The organism is Paenibacillus sp. JGP012 (genome assembly GCF_014203995.1).
GTDB classification, from domain to species: domain Bacteria; phylum Bacillota; class Bacilli; order Paenibacillales; family Paenibacillaceae; genus Paenibacillus; species Paenibacillus silvae.
Genome location: NZ_JACHKG010000008.1, coordinates 79939 through 98515, shown reverse-complemented (window position 1 = coordinate 98515; position 18577 = coordinate 79939). Strand labels below are relative to the sequence as shown.

The 18577-nt window shown below is 41.1% G+C and carries 12 protein-coding genes; 1 reads left to right on the top strand and 11 read right to left on the bottom strand.

Annotated elements, in window-relative coordinates; all coding sequences use genetic code 11:
- Window positions 1-225: 225 nt before the first annotated feature.
- From HNR77_RS12540 to HNR77_RS12490, 11 genes are all read right to left on the bottom strand, one after another.
- On the bottom strand, window positions 226-3270 hold the full coding sequence (locus HNR77_RS12540) for a family 78 glycoside hydrolase catalytic domain (protein WP_184184495.1): 3045 nt from the start codon (window positions 3268-3270) through the stop codon (window positions 226-228).
- A gap of 124 nt (window positions 3271-3394) precedes the next feature.
- Complete coding sequence (locus HNR77_RS12535) at window positions 3395-4477, bottom strand: hypothetical protein (protein ID WP_184184492.1); 1083 nt, start codon at window positions 4475-4477, stop codon at window positions 3395-3397.
- Window positions 4478-4542: 65 nt separating this feature from the next.
- Entirely contained in the window at window positions 4543-7056 is a 2514-nt protein-coding gene (locus tag HNR77_RS12530) for a discoidin domain-containing protein (RefSeq protein WP_184184489.1), read from the bottom strand.
- Between the two features lie 118 nt (window positions 7057-7174).
- Window positions 7175-8893, bottom strand: coding sequence for an extracellular solute-binding protein (locus tag HNR77_RS12525; RefSeq protein ID WP_311768615.1), 1719 nt, complete (start codon window positions 8891-8893; stop codon window positions 7175-7177).
- Window positions 8894-8922: 29 nt separating this feature from the next.
- Window positions 8923-10590: a response regulator gene (locus tag HNR77_RS12520; RefSeq protein ID WP_184184487.1), complete on the bottom strand. Its 1668-nt coding sequence runs from the start codon at window positions 10588-10590 to the stop codon at window positions 8923-8925.
- Window positions 10591-10606: 16 nt separating this feature from the next.
- The gene (locus HNR77_RS12515) at window positions 10607-12340 is read right to left on the bottom strand and encodes a sensor histidine kinase (protein ID WP_184184484.1); all 1734 of its coding nucleotides are present in this window, start codon (window positions 12338-12340) and stop codon (window positions 10607-10609) included.
- Window positions 12341-12406: 66 nt separating this feature from the next.
- Window positions 12407-13294: a carbohydrate ABC transporter permease gene (locus HNR77_RS12510; RefSeq protein WP_111271746.1), complete on the bottom strand. Its 888-nt coding sequence runs from the start codon at window positions 13292-13294 to the stop codon at window positions 12407-12409.
- A gap of 18 nt (window positions 13295-13312) precedes the next feature.
- Entirely contained in the window at window positions 13313-14170 is an 858-nt protein-coding gene (locus HNR77_RS12505) for an ABC transporter permease (RefSeq protein WP_111271800.1), read from the bottom strand.
- Window positions 14171-14486: 316 nt separating this feature from the next.
- Complete coding sequence (locus HNR77_RS12500; protein ID WP_184184481.1) at window positions 14487-15242, bottom strand: hypothetical protein; 756 nt, start codon at window positions 15240-15242, stop codon at window positions 14487-14489.
- A 261-nt stretch (window positions 15243-15503) separates the two neighbouring features.
- On the bottom strand, window positions 15504-16097 hold the full coding sequence (locus tag HNR77_RS12495) for a copper amine oxidase N-terminal domain-containing protein (protein WP_184184478.1): 594 nt from the start codon (window positions 16095-16097) through the stop codon (window positions 15504-15506).
- Window positions 16098-16855: 758 nt separating this feature from the next.
- The gene (locus HNR77_RS12490) at window positions 16856-17761 is read right to left on the bottom strand and encodes a LysR family transcriptional regulator (protein ID WP_184184475.1); all 906 of its coding nucleotides are present in this window, start codon (window positions 17759-17761) and stop codon (window positions 16856-16858) included.
- A gap of 138 nt (window positions 17762-17899) precedes the next feature.
- Here HNR77_RS12490 and HNR77_RS12485 point away from each other — a divergent pair, with 138 nt between their 5' ends.
- Window positions 17900-18490 (top strand): LysE family translocator, encoded by a 591-nt coding sequence (locus tag HNR77_RS12485; RefSeq protein WP_184184472.1) that lies wholly within the window; start codon window positions 17900-17902, stop codon window positions 18488-18490.
- Window positions 18491-18577: the final 87 nt, after the last annotated feature.

Below are 18577 nucleotides of genomic sequence, written 5' to 3'. Positions count from 1 at the left end.
GTTCACGTTCATACTCAGAATCCCCATGCTGCCACTCTCTTGAACCTCCTCCCTCATTCATTAAAGCGCTTACATTTAAATTTTAAGCTTATCCATTGATTTACCATAGTGTGTAATCTTGACCTTAGGTATCTTTTATTTACTAATTATTATATTCCTGACTATAAAAGCAGAAAAATAGAACATGCCATCAAAGGCATGCCCTATTCCCTTTACATTTAATGGTTACAGCCATGACTGGATGCATTCAGCCTGATAGCCTTCCGGCACAACTAGCTCTACTTCAATTCCCTTGGGTGCAGTGACCTCCAGCCTGAATATACGCTGACCATTTTCCTCCCTAATGCTCCAGTTCACATCCATTCGTCCTCCTCCTGGCATAGGCACAGTTCCTTTTGCCCAATCCAGATTTCCTGGCTGAGGTGCAATCTGAACTGCATCCCAGCCGACTTTCGTTGGTTTTATCCCAAGGACATATGCCCCCATAAAATACCCGGGTGCAGCCGACCAAGCGTGACAATGGCTGCGAGTCAAATCTTTAGGATTAGGGCGATTTTCAACAAAACCAGGGTACAATTCCCAACAAGTTGTAGCCTCGTATTTGATCATTTCCCCAAAGTTTTTCCTTATGTCTTCAAGCACCAAATCTGTTCTACCGATCCGTGTCAAAGCTTCATAATAGAAAAATGCCATAAACGGACTACCGATTGCCACAAAATCCTCTGGAGGTGATATCATATAACTGCTTAATTGTTCACAACGCGAACCTGCAGCCACATTTGTAATCAGTGCCATGACTTGGGTCTGCATACTGAAGGAACAAGAGTAGGCTCCATCCGCATAAATGCAATCCACATAAGCTTGTCTCTCTTCACTCCACAAATACTGATTAATTGCCTTGGATAAACTCTCAGATGCCTGACGATAAACCTCTCCCGCTGCTTTCTCTCCTGCAAGCTCGGCCAATGAAGCGGCATCCGCTAAGGTTCGAGCAAATACAACGTTTTGATGAGTTACTGTTCCCTCGTTAGGTTGTTCCATAGGCGACCAATCCAGAAAATTCCAGGATTGAATCGTAAGTAGTCCCTTTGAATCTACATGCTGCAGATAGTGATCGAGTGTAAAACGAACTTTCGGCCAAATATCGCTGGCAAACTGCTTACTGCCTGTATAGTTTACATATTCAAGACATGCCGTTACCCAAAAGAAAGTCCAGTTGGGAATAACACTGCTCCACCCACTGGGCAATTGATCCATATAAAGAGGTGTCTGATAACTTGATCCCGGAACAAGCTGTAAACAACGTTTTACGATATCTTTTGCTCCAAATAAATAATAATTGATTAAGGCTTCATTACGACTGTCACCAACCCAGAATGCCTGTTCATATGCCGGACAATCCACAAAGGTGTCCTCCATACAAAGTTTGGCCGTATGTTTACTGATTTTCCATACCTCATTCAATAAAGGATCAGAGCTGTTGAATCGCCCAATTTCCGACAACGGATAATTACTTTGCAGCATTTGAACACCAAATAGTCGAACAGCTCGAGGGGCTCCCTGCACTGTTACCATTAAATAGCGAAGACCACGACGGATGGGTGACTCGTAAATCTGACGTCCCTCTCGGCATATATAACGCAGCGTATTGTCCAGGCCGAAGGTATCTTGTCGTCGCTCGTTATCCATATACTCCAATCCGTATAGGTCGATAACTGTCCCCTCTGGTGCATCTACTTCAAATCTAAGGAACCCTGAGTATTCCATTCCAAAGTCGAGCATAAGTTCGTAACCGCTCTCCATACAAGCGGGAAGTTGTGTACATTGCTGATTAGAAAAGCAGACACGATGCAGCTCTTCAGATACCGGTTTTGCTATGGAGTATCTTTTCCAGATACTCGAAACAAACACGGAGGCTTCAGAGATTAATTCAACAGGGAATGGACTCAGCCACGCTTTTGCTAATTCCAGCTCTGAGGCAGCTTCCATCGTGCGACATCTCAGAAAGATGTCAGCCCCGACAAATGCATTCACATCCAGCTCCTGATCTCCTCCAAAGATTCGGTAGGATTTTAAAGACGTATCGTCTTTCTCAGGCTTATGGTCAATATGAATTCTCTTAACAAAAGGGCCAATTAATGCAAAGGCAGAATTAGTCAAAGCAGCTCCAAGTGGAGATACAAGTTCAAATTTTACTAAGGAGTCAATACCAAAATGTAACCCACCCCCATGATCACTGCCAGCCAGTTCAAAAAGAAGTAAATTTTCTCCTTCATTCAGTTGTACACGCTGAAAACGTTGGGGCTTCTCCCCCTCCATTGCCGTAACAGGATAAAATACTCCATTTAGAGCAATCCCATTTAGCGCAGGAAAGCCAACAAACCCAATGGTTGCCTCTCCGGCTTCAAAAGAGTGGATTATAGTCACAGCATAGCCGGCAAATGTAACCGGATTCGCATGATCTGCACCCGCAGGCTCCATAGCCTGCCTTATATCCAGAAAACAAGTTCGCGAGATCGGCGTTACTTCTTTAAAAGATTCCACCCTAACAGGCCATACCTCCTGCTCCGTAAGATCAGGAATATCACTTGGCTTTAAATTCAACCAGGGAGAATCACCCGGTTCACCGATAATTATTGCATTCTCCCATAACACGTCAGAACTGCTGTTTGTTTTATTAAAACCGGCTTTAAGCCACTCATTATTCCAATGGCGCCCATCCATCTGCTCAGAAAAAGCTAGCTGACAAGACATGCGTGGTGACCTTTGCACATGTCCAGCATGAATAGCTGTCTGCCATGAGCAATCGGTAGAGATGATGTTGTTTCGATATTTCACTTGTTCCTCTATGCCATAAACAACCGAGTCCAGTTGTGCTAACAGACCGCCTCGTCCCGGTACATAGGAAAACGTAGCCACACCATAACTGATTACGATAATAGCCAGCGTATTGCTACCAGCATGGAGTAGATGACCAACTTCATGCACATGATAGTCAAGTTCAAAAGGCCAGGAGCGATTGGGTCCTCGTCCACATTGGATACCATTAACATAAAGGACGTATCTTGCATCTGCTGTAATGGTTACCTGAGCTGAGCTCCCTTCCCATTCTTGCAGCTCGAATTCTCGACGAAAGCAGCGCCATTCATTACGCGGCAGCTCTTCCGAACCGCCCCATATCCAATGAGCTTTCCAATCAAAAGTTCTCTCCTCTTTGTGAGGATAATCCACGCTATTCTGACAGCAAGCGGCTGTTTGGTCTGTTTCCATACTGCTCTCATCTCCTTAAATAACGGTTTGCCCTTGATTTCGCTGGCTACTTAGTTCGCCGAGCTTGATATCTTTACGAAAATGGTTTTATATTTTTAGGAATAACATGTGATTGCCAAACATCTTAGTTCAAAAGAACATCGTATACAGGCGCGTTGATTGAAATTTTTGTATGGGCGATTCCTTCGCTGATGAGATGGTCTATTTTTTCTGAGGCTGATTTTGCTGCCAAGTATTGTTTTACATCACTTAACGGCTTGTACCCTCCTTTAACTTTACCTATCACCTTGTACATGATGAGGGAATGGTTCCAATCCACAATTTCACTCACCTGGTTCAGTTTCAGATTACTTATCACACTCAAATAAGATCCTCCCAAACGTCCATCATTCTGCTGATGTGCACCATCAAAAACCTCTTTGTTAACATTCACCTCGCTAAACTGCCGCGTGATCTCCTCCCAGCCCTCGCCATCATGAATTCTTTTTTCAACTTTTTTAATAGTCATCTCCGCTTCCTGCTTTGTTTTATCAGAACTATAGGGAATAGAAATTTTTTTCACTGTTATCGTGTCTGGCTCCCGTAGATAGAGGTCACTGTCTTTCAATTCATCATACTTTTTTTCAATTTTAAAACTGCTTTGTTTCAAGAATTCCATTTCTAAAATTTGCTTTAGCTTGTTTAATCCTATACTTCGAAGATATTCATAATAGACATTACGGGTATACTGCTCCGGGCCATAAACAATGCCGCCTTTTTTTAATATTTTTATTCTTCTTTTATTTTCATTTTGAAACTCCATCATAAAATTGGAATAACTAATATCCGTCACAACACCATATGCCTTCAATAGAATCTGTTCATATTTAATTCTTTTTAACTCATCCAATGTGGCATTTTTGGCCAATTGAATAGGAGTATCCAAGCCATGAGAGCTTTTAGTCCAGAAGTCGCTTGTCATCTCAGCACCATAAGTATTTTTCATAAAAGAGATCGTTGCAGCCTTATGTCGCTGAAAGTACATATTGAACTCCCCTACCGCAATTGGTTCATCATTGATCCAGGCAACGATGTCGTCATCATTAATTACTTCTTTTTTGGAAGGGACAATACTTATTAGAACTACTACACTAAACAGCAAACCAATTGTTAGAGCCACTATAGCAAAACGTTTTTTTTCAGTCTTTTTTCCAAGCTTACGGATCATCATTTCTCTCCTCCTATGACTAGATGCCTCCAAAATTCGGAGGCATCTATCTTTATCACAGAGAATTAATCCTGGGTAACTTCAATTTCAGCCAATTGAAGCATGTAACCATCTGAACCAATTTTCGGCAATCCACTTGCCGAAATACGTATTTTATCAGAGGTATCTGAATAGCCCCAGGTAAATAACTGTCCTGCCGTCTGATTCAAAGAATATCCCGATTTGCTAACACGATCTAACCAGTTAGAGCCATCCCATACCTGGATCTTGAATTCCTTCGGAAATGAGCCATTTGAATCTGATCTAGGAAATAAGGTGACCGTATTAAATGTTTTGGCACTGGGTAATGTGATCTCTATCCATTCGGAGTGATCACTGTTTTGTCCCAGTTCACTTGAATACCCCATTGCTCCACTTGAGCTTTGACGCTTTCCATCAACAACTGCACTCTTGAACCACCCATAATTTTCAATGGAGGAGGAGGCTTGTACGGCAGCATGAGAAGATAAAGTGTTTTGAACATTTCTTACTTCAACTTCTGCCAATTTCATCATGTAACCGTCATTTCCGAGATTCTGCAGACTTGTAGCATAGATTCGAATTTTGTCTGTAGTATCCGCATATCCCCAACTGAACACTTGACCTGCGTCATCATTGATCGAATATCCTGTCTTGACCACTCGGTCCAGCCACTCAGAACCATTCCAGACTTGAATTTTGAAATCTACCGGGAAACCGGATCCCTCTGCTCCGCTTTGCGGAAATAAGATGACCGAATTGAAGGTTTTACGCGCTCCCATATTTAATTCGAGCCATTCCGAATGATTCGCAGTTTGTCCCCAAGCGCTTGCGTAGCCTTTAGCATTACTGATACTGCTTCGCTGTCCATCAACTACAGCTGCCTTACTCCAGCCCCAGCTTTCCAGGGAGGATGAAGCGCTTACTGTACTGCCAATCGCCAAATTCAGCGACTGTCCAGGTGTATACGAGGCAGGGGCTGTGCCACCAGACGTTTTTGTATCGGATGCTCCGATATCTTGAACATCATCCAATAGATTCCCCCAGTAATCCTTGTCTGTTCGATCGGTAATCTTGACTCCCTTGTTAATTAGGGGCGAACCCGATTTAAGTTGGTAACCGGTTGGAGTTGTCAGACCGACTGTGCCATTACCAGGTGATTCCATTAGCGGATCATCCATGATTTTATAACTATCGTTCGGTGTAGAATTAAGATTATAATAACTGTTTGCCATATAATTAGCGCTGCCCCAGGATGAAATTTGTAATGCTTCAGGAGCATAAAAAATGTTATTAATAAAGGTTGCCCCACTATCTGGCCCGGAGCCTTGTCTGGATAAATTCGCCTTCATATAAAAGGTGTTATTATTGAATAATGCGGATGAGGCCCTATAATCCAAAAGAGCTTTATTGTCATTTTGGCTGATATTATAACGAATAATTGGAGCATGTGCAGTTTCCATTAACAAGAGGAACCCGCCCTCGTTATCGTGTGAGTAGTTATACTGTAAAATTGCATTGCTGCAATTGTAATCTACATCGAATCCCTGTCCATCTGATGTATTTCTTGTATTGTAGACTTCATTATATTGCATCACTGTGTTATCGCTATTGTGTGGCCAAATACCCGCGTTTGGATCAGTAGCTGGATTACAAAACTTGTTGGCGTCCTTAACTATATTATTCTCAACCAATGCATGATCGGTTGTATTAATGAGAATTCCGTCACCTGCCATTGTATCCAATGAATTCCCTCTAATAACGACGTTGGTTGAGGCTTTGTATGCTCCCACCGTGTTATGAAATCCGATGGCTCCATAATAGGTCGGTCCTCCCTGGCGATCTTCCCATTGGCTCCATATGGAAATACCCGTACGGTATATATTTTTAAGTGTATTCCCTTCGATCAGGATATCGTTAAAATTGGTCTGAACTCCCTTCGAGTCTGTACCAGTAGATACAAAGATTATGCCGTCTCCCTGGAATCGTTGTCCTGTATAACCCGTGGCTACAGTATACTTTCCGCTGATATCATAGATATCACAGTTTTTGATATAGACATGCTGCCCTGTTCCATAGTCATGCCATCTGACTAATACACCGAATCTTGGTTGCTCATCCGTTGCTTTGTTCGTAATCTGAAGGTTATTGATTTCCCAGTAATCTTGATTGTAGAGCAAGACAGCTGCTCCATTATTATTGAGATCACCAAATCGGCCATTTCCGTCAATTAAGGGCTTAGCTCCGTCACCATACATATCCACAATAATCGGATTTCCATTTGCACCTGATCCCTTGGGAGCCAATTGGCCGATCCAGACTCCTCCTGCTTTAAACAAAACTTTGTCTCCAGGCTGAAAAGTTGTCCCATTTACTTTATCCAGGCTTTTCCAAGCAGTTGAGGGACTTGTTCCGTCAGAGCTATCATTTCCCTCCACATCATCAATGTAATAAGATGTGCTACTGGAACTTGCTTTTACAGTTCCATCTACCATTACAATAGATATGGATATGATAAATAGGAGTAACATGGAAACGGATTTTTTTATCACAGTCTTCATGGCATTTCAATCCTCCTTTTCATTTTGAAAATTGCAGAATCTATTGTTTTTTCAAGATATTATTTGAAAATGCCATCAGAAAATCCGAACGACTTTTCAGCCGCCCGGGTATTCAATCTTATTTGGACAAAATCGTATTAACTTCTTCTGTAATCGCATCTCCACCCAACTTTTTCCAGTCACTGACAAACTTATCGAAGTCGTCGATTGATGAAGCCCCGTAAATAATTTTGGTGAACGTTTCCAACTCCAGCTTGTCCAGCGTTGCCTTCTTGCTATCCATAGCATCGGTCGGCGCATAAATGAAAGCATCATTAATCAGCAGATTGTTATCCCGATAATATTTAAGCACTGCCTGAGAACTGTCAGGACCGAAGATCCGTTCATTCCACCATTGGCTACGATCCCCATTACGGAACTTGAGGATATTATCATAATACCCTTTTTCCTCGACATTTAGCTTGGAAGGATCTTTTGATTTCAATGCCTCTGTAATATGCTCTTGTGCGGCTGTGTTTTTATTTGGCGGAAGAATGGAGACCACCGCACCTTGCCAGCCCTGATCGTTATCACCAGTATATTTCTTTCGTTCCGTGGCAGAATTCTCTCCATACATCTTATCGACTTGAAAATTAAGGAGCTTTATCAAAGCTTCCGGATGTTCATAGCCCTTGCGAACGACATAAGAATTGGAGTTTGGTGCAGGCTCCTGTGCAAGAACAGGTTTGCCATCGGCTGAAACAATCGGGAAAGCTGCCCAGTCTACCGATTTATCTTTACCCACAAGTTCACCGACCTGAAATGGTGCGTACATCGGACCAAAGAACATGCCTGCCTTGTTGGCATTGGCTGCTTCAAAAGCTTTAGCAACGTCCTTGGTACCAAACTCCTTATCAATTAGTCCATCCTTGTACATTTGCTGCATTTTATATAGTGCTTCTTTAACTTGTGGCTGCGTGCTGCTGTAGACATATTTCCCAGAGCTGTCTTTTACCCAAATGCCTAGTTGAGCATGGAAACCGTTAAAAAATCCGGTTGGTTGAAGATTGCTCTCCTGCTGCAAACCTTTAGAAAGAATAAGGCCTTGCGTATCGTTTTTGCCGTTACCGTCTGGATCCTGTTCGACGAATGCTTTGGCAATCGCAATCAAGTCATCTGTCGTTTTGGGTGCCTGAAGATTCAACTTTTTCATCCAGTCAGAACGAATCCACAATACCGGGGCATTGTCAAGAATTCCCGTATAATTCGGGATACCATATAACTTGTCGTTAATCGTAACCGATTTCATCCCAATTTTATCATCCGCTTCAACGTACTTTTTTAACAAAGGGGTCGCATATTTGTTATACACCTCTGTCAGATCCTCAACCTTGTCCGCATCGATGAGCTGTTTAAGTTGCGTTGTGGTTACGGTCATAAGATCCGGAAGATCACCCGATGCAAGCGTCACGTTCATTTTGTCATTTACATTGCCAGGAGCTACAATCCAGTCGTACTTAATGTCAATTCCCAAATCTTTGCTATATGCTCTTGTCCAAACATTTTCTTCTGTAGTATCGCCACTTTGCAACAGGCTTTTATCGACTTCCGCCTTCACTGAGCGCAGCTCGATTGGAGGATCATATTTAACGAGAGGCCCATCCTCCACAGCGCTTCCACTTATTGACGTGTTTGACGCTGTGCTTTGTTTTGAATCGCTGTTGCTGCATGCTGTAACCGTGAGCAAGACCGCAGCAGCCAATACAACCAATAGTTTATTTTTTTTGTACATACACCCTGACCTCCTGATTATCATTGTAATTACTTCTTTAGTGTAAGGGGCGATTTGTTCCGTCACTAGTGGACTGTGTTTACTTGGAGTATCTTTTAAGGTGAAAACTTATTAGTATCCAATGATGAACGCTCACGGAATTCAGTTGGTGTACATTTCTCGATTTTTTTAAAAAATCTGAAAAAATAGTGGGGATCCGTAAAACCAAGCTTGGAAGATATGTCTGAAACTCTCATTTCACTTGAAACAAGTAATTCCTTCGCTTTGGAAATACGAACACGATTGATATAGTCAGACAGAGCTTCACCTGCATTTTTTTTATACCAGCGAGAAAGATACGACGGATTCAGTCCCACCTTGCCTGCAAGAATGGCCAGAGACAGGTTATCTTCAAGATGATTGTGAATATAATGGTGGATCAGATCCAGTTGCCGTGATACTTCTGTCGTTTCTCCCGTCTCTTGCTCTCGGTAATCCAGCAGCCTGTTTATCCATCCCCTAAAAAAAGTTAATAAGCTAGTCCAGTTGGTACCCGAATCAAACTTCGTCAACAAACGCAGATCTCCATCATCCAAGTGGTCTAGCTCTACATGTATCATCTCTATAGCAAATAACAAATGGTTGGATAGTGCATGCAGTATTTGCATTTTGTCAAACGAGTTCGTTGGTCCCTGGCTAGAGTATAGGCCACGCAAAGTCTGGAAGTGTTGTTCGGCTTCAATCCGATTCGGTTTGAGAATGGCCTGAAATAACAGATCAAGGACATACACTGCTGCCTTCTTTCGATCTGGTTCCTCTATCGCTGCAGGTATGTCCACAAGAGATACAACCATCCATTTTTCCATCCCGACAGCAGGACCACGAAGTATCGCTTTGCGCAATCGATTGACGCCCTTGGCGGTTTCTGCCCAAGGAAGGGCATGCTCGAGAGAAGCCACAGAGACAGACAAACCCAGGAAGCTTCGGCAAGTCTCTTGGAAGGACTCCAGCGTTCCATGAACGTAAGTGAGAAGTCGTTTTTTTTCACCAAAAGCATGGGTCTGAGTTGACTGGACTAGAATGGCGATGGCATCTTCGTTTAATTCTGCCGCTTTGACTACTGTGCGCTTGCCAAGGAGTTCTTCCGCTATTTTCCCAATGCTGTATAGTATTAAATGTCTGTCTTCCTTAACATACTTTCCCCAGTCCTCTACCATTGCAAGACTTACTAATACATTTTCATCAGCTCGAAACCCAAGCTGCAGCGCATCGAAGTATGCATCCATCATGCGTGAGGCCCCTCGCTCCGGCTCTAACAATCTTTTGAGGTATGTCTTTTGTAAATCGTATAACACTTTTGGCATCTTCTCTTTGAACAAAACACTCTGGTGACTTGTTTCAAGTTCCTCTGTCAACCTCGACAACGAAGCTTTAACGGTTTGTTTGACTCGATCCATCCCTTCTGTTTTTAGCAGATAATCATGGATTACCGGGCTTCTGATAGCACGCTGTGCATAATCGAATTCAGTATAACCGGTAAGCAGAATGACCTTACAACGCGGCCAGTTTGCCTCGATTTCTTTAACCAAATCAAGTCCGTTCATTTGTGGCATGCTAATATCACTTAATACAAGATCAATACGAAATTCTTGCAACCAGTCAAGAGCTTCTTTTGCAGAATGAGCTTTTAATATATCCAGTTCCAAGGACTGGTCTTTACTAAAAAATTCATATAAACCTTCAACGATATGGGCTTCATCATCCACGATCATCATGCGGTACATCTGATTCCCCTCACTTCTATACAGGAATTCGAATTGAAACTTTCAGACCACCTAGTTTACTTCTACTTACATAAATTCCATAAGAATATCCATATCGGATTCGCAATCTCTGATGTACATTAAGCATCCCGGTCACTTCTTGTTCAATCGCCTTGTTATCCGGATCTTTAAGGAGCGCCATTATTCGTTCCAACTTTTCTTCGTTCAAGCTACCTCCGTTATCCTCTACAGCTACTTCAAGAACACTCTCTGATTGGATGACTGTTACAACCACGACTCCCTTCCCGCCTGTGTCCTTTAAGCCATGTTCAAAAGCATTCTCAATCAATGGTTGAAGAACCAGCCTCGGTACAGGCAGCTTTTTCGTTCCATCAGGGAGCGCCTCCCAGCTTACTTTGATCCGTGGAGCAAATCTCATTTCCTGCAGTCTCATATACGTAATGGCATGTTCATATTCTTCCTCCAGAGAAATCTCCTGAGACTCATTTCGAGTAATGAACCGGAAGTAGGTTCCTAAATATTCTGAAAACTCCTTTATGCTATCCACATCTTCCATCTCAGCCATTTGTTTCACTGTAAACAGACTATTGTATAAAAAGTGAGGAGTTATTTGTGATTGTAATTGCTTAAGAATAGCCTCTTGCGAACGAATTCGCTGGATATAATTGTCTTCAATAAGTGTTTGTAAACGAATGAGCATCCCATTATATCTGTCATAGAGATAACCAAACTCATCTTTACGCTCATGTGTAAGCAAAGTGTCGGTTTGCCCATCCTCCAGAAATCGAAAAGCACGTATCAATTTCATTAGTGGTCGATGAATAGCTCTCCAGATGTAGTAGGAAAAGAGAATGATAACCCCAAATGCAATTCCAGTAATTATCAAAAGCCACTGAAAATAACTAACAGCAGGCTGATGCAGCAGTTTCAACGGAACCGATTCCACAAGACGTATGCCGAATCCGGGGTTGTCAGTATAATAAATAACAGAATTATCTATTTCGAGTCTCTTCGCCTTTCCAGCAGAATTAGTTAATTCCGATCGCTCCTGCATTGCTGGCAATTTTCCATAACTCTGGCTTAAAGCACCTTCGGAAGCAAGAATCACTGATCCCTCTCCAAAAATTATCGCTGCTCCGCCCTCTTCTTTATTATTAAAGCTATTCAATGTATGAAACAAAGCATCGGAGTCCAATTGAACTGCGAGCATGAAATTGGGTTGTACTGAATTATTGAGATTGAATGGAACACTTATTAAGAAATACAACTGATTTTGATACACCGAAATCGAGCTTTGCAAATTGCCCCGGCTATTTAGGAGAGCAGAGGCTTCCTCACTTTTATAATCGGAAATATAATTGGTTGCACTGATCGTTTTATGTGCAACTGGCACATAGTAGATAACATCCTTGATATAAGGACTAGAAACAAGAATTTGCCTTAACTCAATATAGATTTGATTCATAGCGCTTGCGACTTCATAATTGTTCAAGACAGGATAGGTCGTTGGAAAAAAATTTAACAGGTTATTGTTTGAGGCCTCCGTTACTTGTTTTGATATCCTTGACATCTCAAATTCGATGTGACTGTAGTGGAATTGAAGCTTGGATATGTTTGCTGCATCAATTTGGGCTTTCATTTGATTCATTCCCGTAAAGATAGATCGAATTCCTAGAATGTAAAGTGGTAACATCACAAGTACAAAAGCTACAAACACCTTAATCATTATTGAATTCCATTTTAGTCCCATGTAATCTCCATCCTGTCTGCAATGACAAAAGAACCTTGCGGAGCTTGTCTAAAAGTTAATTACAAATTATCCTTTTACACTCCCGATGACAAGCCCTTTCACAAAATACCTTTGAAAGAATGGATAAATTAACAAAATTGGGACTGAAGCTATAAAAATTTGAGCTGCTCTGGCCGAGCGATTCGATACGTGTTCAAGTAAGCGAGCTTGCTCAAGACTCATATTCATTTGACTGAGATTCATCATCGAAAGCCAGGATTGCAAATAGGTTGATAATGGATAATGCTCAGTACGATTCATATAGATCATGCCATCAAACCAGGAGTTCCAATGCCAAACGAGTGAGAATAAAGCTATTGTTGCCAAGCTAGGCATTGTAAGAGGCAGGTAAATACTCCATAGTGTTCGGAAATGTCCAGCTCCATCAATATGGGCGGATTCCTCCAGAGCTTTAGGTAAGGTTCGCAAGTAGTTCATGATCAGCAGCATATTAAATACCGGTATTGCCCCCGGGAGAAGTAAAGCCCAGATTGAATCAATAAGTCCGGTTTCTTTTACGATTAAGAACGAAGGAATAAGTCCCCCGCTGAACAAAATAGTAAATACAAAAAACCAGGCATACCATGTACGACTTGGAAAATCTGTTGCCTCCTTGGACAGTGGATAGGCTACAAGCACAGCTAAGCTAACATTCAAGAAAACTCCGAGTGCAACTCTTTCCAAACTAATCAAAAACGAGGTCAGAAATTCCTTGTTTTCGAAAACATAGCTGTAAGAACTTAAAGAAAAATCGACAGGCCATAAGGTTACAAGTCCTCCATTTACTGCAGCTTTTGAACTAAAAGAAATGGCAAGAACATGTAAGATAGGAAAAATACAAACGAATGAGAGCAATGTTAGTGCAATAGTATTAAAAATTAGATACATGCGATGTCCAGTTGATATAAAATTCATCTAACCTCGTCTCCTTTGCTAGAAAATACGATAGTTGGCAAATCGATAAGCTAGCCAATACCCGGTCCCGATTAAGCCAAGTGAAACAACCGATTTGACAAACCCAAGTGCAGTAGCTACCGAGTAGTTTGCATCCACAAGCCCGATTCGATATACAAGCGTGTCAAGAATGTCACCTGATTGGTAGACCATTGGACTGTACATGTTGAACACCTGATCAAAGCCGCCATTAAGAACGTTGCCGAGACTCAAACATGCAAGCAATACTATGGTCGGTCGAATTCCGGGCAATGTGATGTGCCAGGTTTGACGTCCACGGCCAGCTCCATCAATCACAGATGATTCATATAATGTAGGGTCAATTGAACTTAATGCAGCCAGATAGATAATTGTACTGAACCCTACTTCTTTCCACTCATTCGTTATAACAAGGACATAAGGAAACCACTTGTTATCTGCCATAAATGCAATAGGATCTATCCCCATCGCCTTTATGACCATGTTCACAATTCCTTCAGAGGGAGATAATAGGTCTACCACAATCCCCCCAAGAATGACCCACGAAAAAAAATGTGGCATGTAGATGATCGTCTGAACAAAACGTTTGAAAAAGGCTTTGCGAACTTCGTTTAACATCAGAGCAATTGTAATGGGACCTATAAGATCTGCGATAATCTTCATGATTGAAATCAGAAAAGTATTCCAGACCACTTGATAGAACGAAGGCAACTCCAACATATATCGGAAGTTATCCAATCCAACCCATGGTGATTTACCAAATCCTTTGAGAGGAGAGTAATCCTTAAAGGAAATCAAAATTCCTGCAAGAGGAATATAGTTGTACACCAGCACACAGATAATAGCTGGCACTAACATGAGGTGCAATGGGATATTTCGCTTAAACCTGCTCTTCACAACAATTCAACCTCCTTTTTTTTACTATTATAAAAAGTAATCCTCCTAAGGGACGAGTATCCTGTTTTGACAAGAGGTATCTTTTTTTTACATGGCAATGGAATTGCTAAAGTTTGATCTCATAAATTCAGCTTTTTCTTTCGAGTCAGCATGGTTAATAAGAGGAACTTTGGTTCGTTTCACCACATGCGAATATACGTTCTGTATATAACAAGAAAAAAGCCCCATCAACATAGGCTGATGGAGCATAGCTCATTAGTCATCTTTTTCTGTAAATCTAAATTGCTACCAAAACATCCTTAGTTACTGCTTCCACCACTTCCGGAGTGATCTTTTCCACATCTAGCTGGTAAACGATATTAAGTCTAGGGTTGTAAATTCCTAAACGACGTACCTTCTGGAACTCCTTATGAATAGAGCGAAGGCCCAAAATATAGTACATTAAAAGCTGTAAGGTGTGCTTATTGGTTGGTCCATTTTTTGATACTTTGAAGTCCCACAAAGTGTCCTCTGTCAGATAATCTCCATCACCAGTACTCACAACTTCAGTGTATCCGAATTCGAACGTAAAACTATCTTTAACAATTGGTCCAAACTCTTCCCAAAAAGCAAGACTTCTACTTACCATTGTACGAATATTACTTACCGTTTCGTCGTCAGCATAAATATCTTCCACAGGTTTATACATGGCTGTTCCAGCACGAACGCATACATCGTACCCTACGAGTTTACAGGCATTGCGTATAGACTGGTCATCTAAACCTTTAACCTCTTGTACAAGAGATCTTGCCAAAGCATCTTCTCCTACCAGAAACGAACCGCTCAAAGATATCTCGAAGGCTTCCTCTGCAGAAGACCCGGACAAGTATCTGGTCAAATAATCGACAGCCATACCCACTAAACTTGCGTGAAGGTTTTCTTCTGGGTGAAGCTCAATCCCATCACTCAACACGATCTCCTCAAATTCTCTGGGCCGTATGTAGCCTCCTCTAGGCTGTTTAACTTTGCTTACTCTTTGCGTAACTGAAACCATAGCAATCCAGCTCCTATGTATTATTTATTGATTCCCGCTGATGGACTCCACCGCAGCCTTCAGATCCTCTCAGCTAGCGTTTGTAGATAATGGACATTTGATTTGGCTAGCCAGTTTGTTTGAAATGATCTTTGATTTCCAAAAGCATTCATGGCAGAGTGTGTATCGTAGGGTATGGCAACTTTATAATCCAGGTGCTCAATGTCTATTTAATATCTTGATTCAATGAGAATGGAGAGCAATTGCTCTCCACGGTGTAGTTTAAATTGTAATATTTAATGTGTTATTGCTTGAATCAAATTCCATAGATGCTCCTACGCCTTTGATAGCCTGTACTGGAATGTATGTAATGCCATTTATGACTTTTGGAGCTACGCTTAACGTACTGCTGCTACCATTGTAGAAAACCTTTTTACTTCCTAAGGTCAATGTAACTTTGTGTTTATCTTTGGTAATGCTAATTGTCCCACTTTCAGGGTAGAAAGCAAACGTTGCTTTCAATGCTTCAGTAATATCACGTAGCGGGACTAGATTATTCCCCTCATACTGTAGAGGTTTATTCGTAAATTCGACTTTTTTATCATTGATAAGAACCTTTAGATTAGATTGCGTATACTTTGGTTTAGAGTCTTTAGGTTTTGTGGATTTTGATGTAGATGATTTAGAGCTTTTTGAAGAAGCGCTCTTAGAAGACTTAGTAGAACTGGAACTAGATGACGACTTCCCTCCATTATGATAGTGATATTCCCCGTATTCCAGTCCCCATTTGGCGCAATTGGTCCAACACGTATGACCACCATTTGCATCGGTTCTGCCTGGATGAGCTAACACACTTGATGTACTTGATAAAAGCAAAACATACTAGAGAACTAACCAGCAACTTTTTTCTCAAGATTTACACCCTCTAACTGGTACTTTTTTCCTGATTATCATATCATACAATATCTGATAATTGAATGTAAGTTTAACAATTTCTATAGATACTTTTCGATAAGAAGACTCATCAACGTGCTATCTGATAGTAGTTTTAGTTGAATGGTGTATAACCTTGATCATTACTCAACCAGTGTAAAGCCTCGAAAACGCCATAAGTTCGTTTAACCATGAAGCAACGAAAACAAAAATGAGCTGTCAGAAGCCATTTTAGAGATGTTTTGCATATTTTCTTTATTTCTTGTACCTTCCGGCAATCAGTATAATTCCTGTCCTTGGATGGGACAAGAAATTTGTTCCTTAAAACAAAAAGCCGCTATAATAGCGACTTTGAATGTGAAACAATGTTCTATTTTAGGACGTCTAAAAAGATCCAAAAAAATCACCTCTTTAGAACAAAAAACAAATTTTGATAACATGACAGTCCGTCAGAAGACAAGAACTTGTATTCATCATCATTTTTTGTTGTCTATTTTTAGCTATCCGATTACATTAAATATTCGAGGTGTTTAAATTAAAATACCTTTGCTCAACTATCCTGCCCGTTAGTTGAGATTATAAGATTGGAACTATCCTCCTCCCGTTAACGTAATGAGGCTGCCCGTTTTGAGACCTTAAACGGAGAACTTACAATGTCATCGTCTTTACTTTTCTTAATCTCGATTCTCATCATAATCTTATTAGCTACTATTTACTATCGAGATACCATCCGCATTCCATATCCTATCCACTATTGAGCCTATTTCAAGGAACACAGCATCGCTCTTTTTATCCTTTAGATAACCAAAATGTAGATCAATATTGAGATCGATACCCTCCCAGATCTGCAACATGTTTTCATTAGCAAACCGCGTAGCTATTGGCTCCGCCAGCAATGAACAACCAATTTCTCCTTGAACCAATTTCCCTATCAGAGATTCGTCATCGACATACATGATTTTTTGCGGAACCATATCCTGTTTCAGGAAGTAATCGATGGATTGTTTATAGAAGGGGCAACCTTGTGTTGTCCAAATCCACGGCTTTTTTGCAAAATACTCCAAGGACAACCTCTTCTTCGGTGGTACATCCCAACTGTTGGGATAGACCACAACCATCTTGAAGGAATGGAGTTTAATGGAGTATACGGACGGATGTGCAACATTCCCATAATAAAAACCTGCGCTTATTTTCGCGCTGGTCAAATCCTGGGTGAAATCTTCACTTTTAATATCGATAAAATGTAATTCTACCTGCGGCAGGCATTCCGAAATAAACCTGATCAATTTCTCTATTCGAAGAAGCTGCCCGTTTGTATTTAACCCGATCCGAATGGTTTCTGATTCTGCGTTCAAATCACTCGCTTTAAGATAGAAATCATCTAGGGAGGTGAGTATTTTCTGTGCTTCCAACAATATCTTCGAACCTTTTTCTGTAATAGTCATTCCTTTGGAAGTTCGATAAAAGAGAGGAAAACCAACTTCTTTCTCCAAGGCTTTGATGTGTGCACTTGCAGCCGGCTGACTTGTGTTAAGGTGTACTGCCGCTTCGGTCAAATTGCCAGTTCGGGCAATTTCTATAAAGGTTTTCAATTGATACAGCTCCAACTATCCTAGACCTCCTCAGATGTATTTGCATGAATCATTCCGTTTTCCCGATGGGTCCGATCAGAACTTGAAATTGGACGGTTTTAATCATGATCATCTATAGTAATGCCAGACAAACTATATAAGGAGTATGCAATCATGTCTCTTTTCATTGCAATGTGCTTTTTTTCATTATCCATGTCGATTTCTCCAGGCCCTGTGAACATAACAATTCTTTCTTCTGGAGTGAATTATGGTTTTAAGCACTCATTACCTTTCGTATCCGGTTCAACAGTCGGGTTTACATTCTTGTTAACTGCTGTTGGTTTAGGGGTATCCAATCTCGTGGCGCAAGTCCCTATATTCTATGAATTGCTAAGATATATAGGAACAGGATACATGAGTTATATTGGCTACAAAATTATGGTCTCACATACAGAAATCGAGTTAAATAAGGAACAACTGCCACGTTTTCGTCACGGTTTTCTTATGCAGTGGCTTAATCCCAAAGCTTGGATTGCATGTCTTTCCGGTGTTTCTGCCTTTGGTTTGAATACTTCCTATTCGATGCTTCTTGTGTTTGTGTGTATTTATTTTCTCATTTGTTATCTTTCACTTGCCTCCTGGGCCCTTTTAGGATCGAAATTACAATTTCTTATGAAAGTGAAGAACGGCACTAAGGTTTTTAATTTGGTGATGGGCGGATCATTGATTATTGTAGCAATTTTTCTTTTATTTTCGAACTATTAGAATTAAGAAGATCCTCTTGTTTTCTTACTCCGATTTCTCGAAGGTCTCGTCTCCCCATAACTTGATTCATCATTTTTGCACTTTCAT

Coding starts and splice junctions, on each gene's coding strand:
- HNR77_RS12510 (WP_111271746.1), bottom strand. CDS start 13,294: ATGAATTTTATATCAACTGGACATCGCATGTATCTAATTTTTAATACT.
- HNR77_RS12500 (WP_184184481.1), bottom strand. CDS start 15,242: ATGGTTTCAGTTACGCAAAGAGTAAGCAAAGTTAAACAGCCTAGAGGA.
- HNR77_RS12520 (WP_184184487.1), bottom strand. CDS start 10,590: ATGTACCGCATGATGATCGTGGATGATGAAGCCCATATCGTTGAAGGT.
- HNR77_RS12485 (WP_184184472.1), top strand. CDS start 17,900: ATGTCTCTTTTCATTGCAATGTGCTTTTTTTCATTATCCATGTCGATT.
- HNR77_RS12535 (WP_184184492.1), bottom strand. CDS start 4,477: ATGATCCGTAAGCTTGGAAAAAAGACTGAAAAAAAACGTTTTGCTATA.
- HNR77_RS12540 (WP_184184495.1), bottom strand. CDS start 3,270: ATGGAAACAGACCAAACAGCCGCTTGCTGTCAGAATAGCGTGGATTAT.
- HNR77_RS12515 (WP_184184484.1), bottom strand. CDS start 12,340: ATGGGACTAAAATGGAATTCAATAATGATTAAGGTGTTTGTAGCTTTT.
- HNR77_RS12530 (WP_184184489.1), bottom strand. CDS start 7,056: ATGAAGACTGTGATAAAAAAATCCGTTTCCATGTTACTCCTATTTATC.
- HNR77_RS12505 (WP_111271800.1), bottom strand. CDS start 14,170: ATGTTAGTGCCAGCTATTATCTGTGTGCTGGTGTACAACTATATTCCT.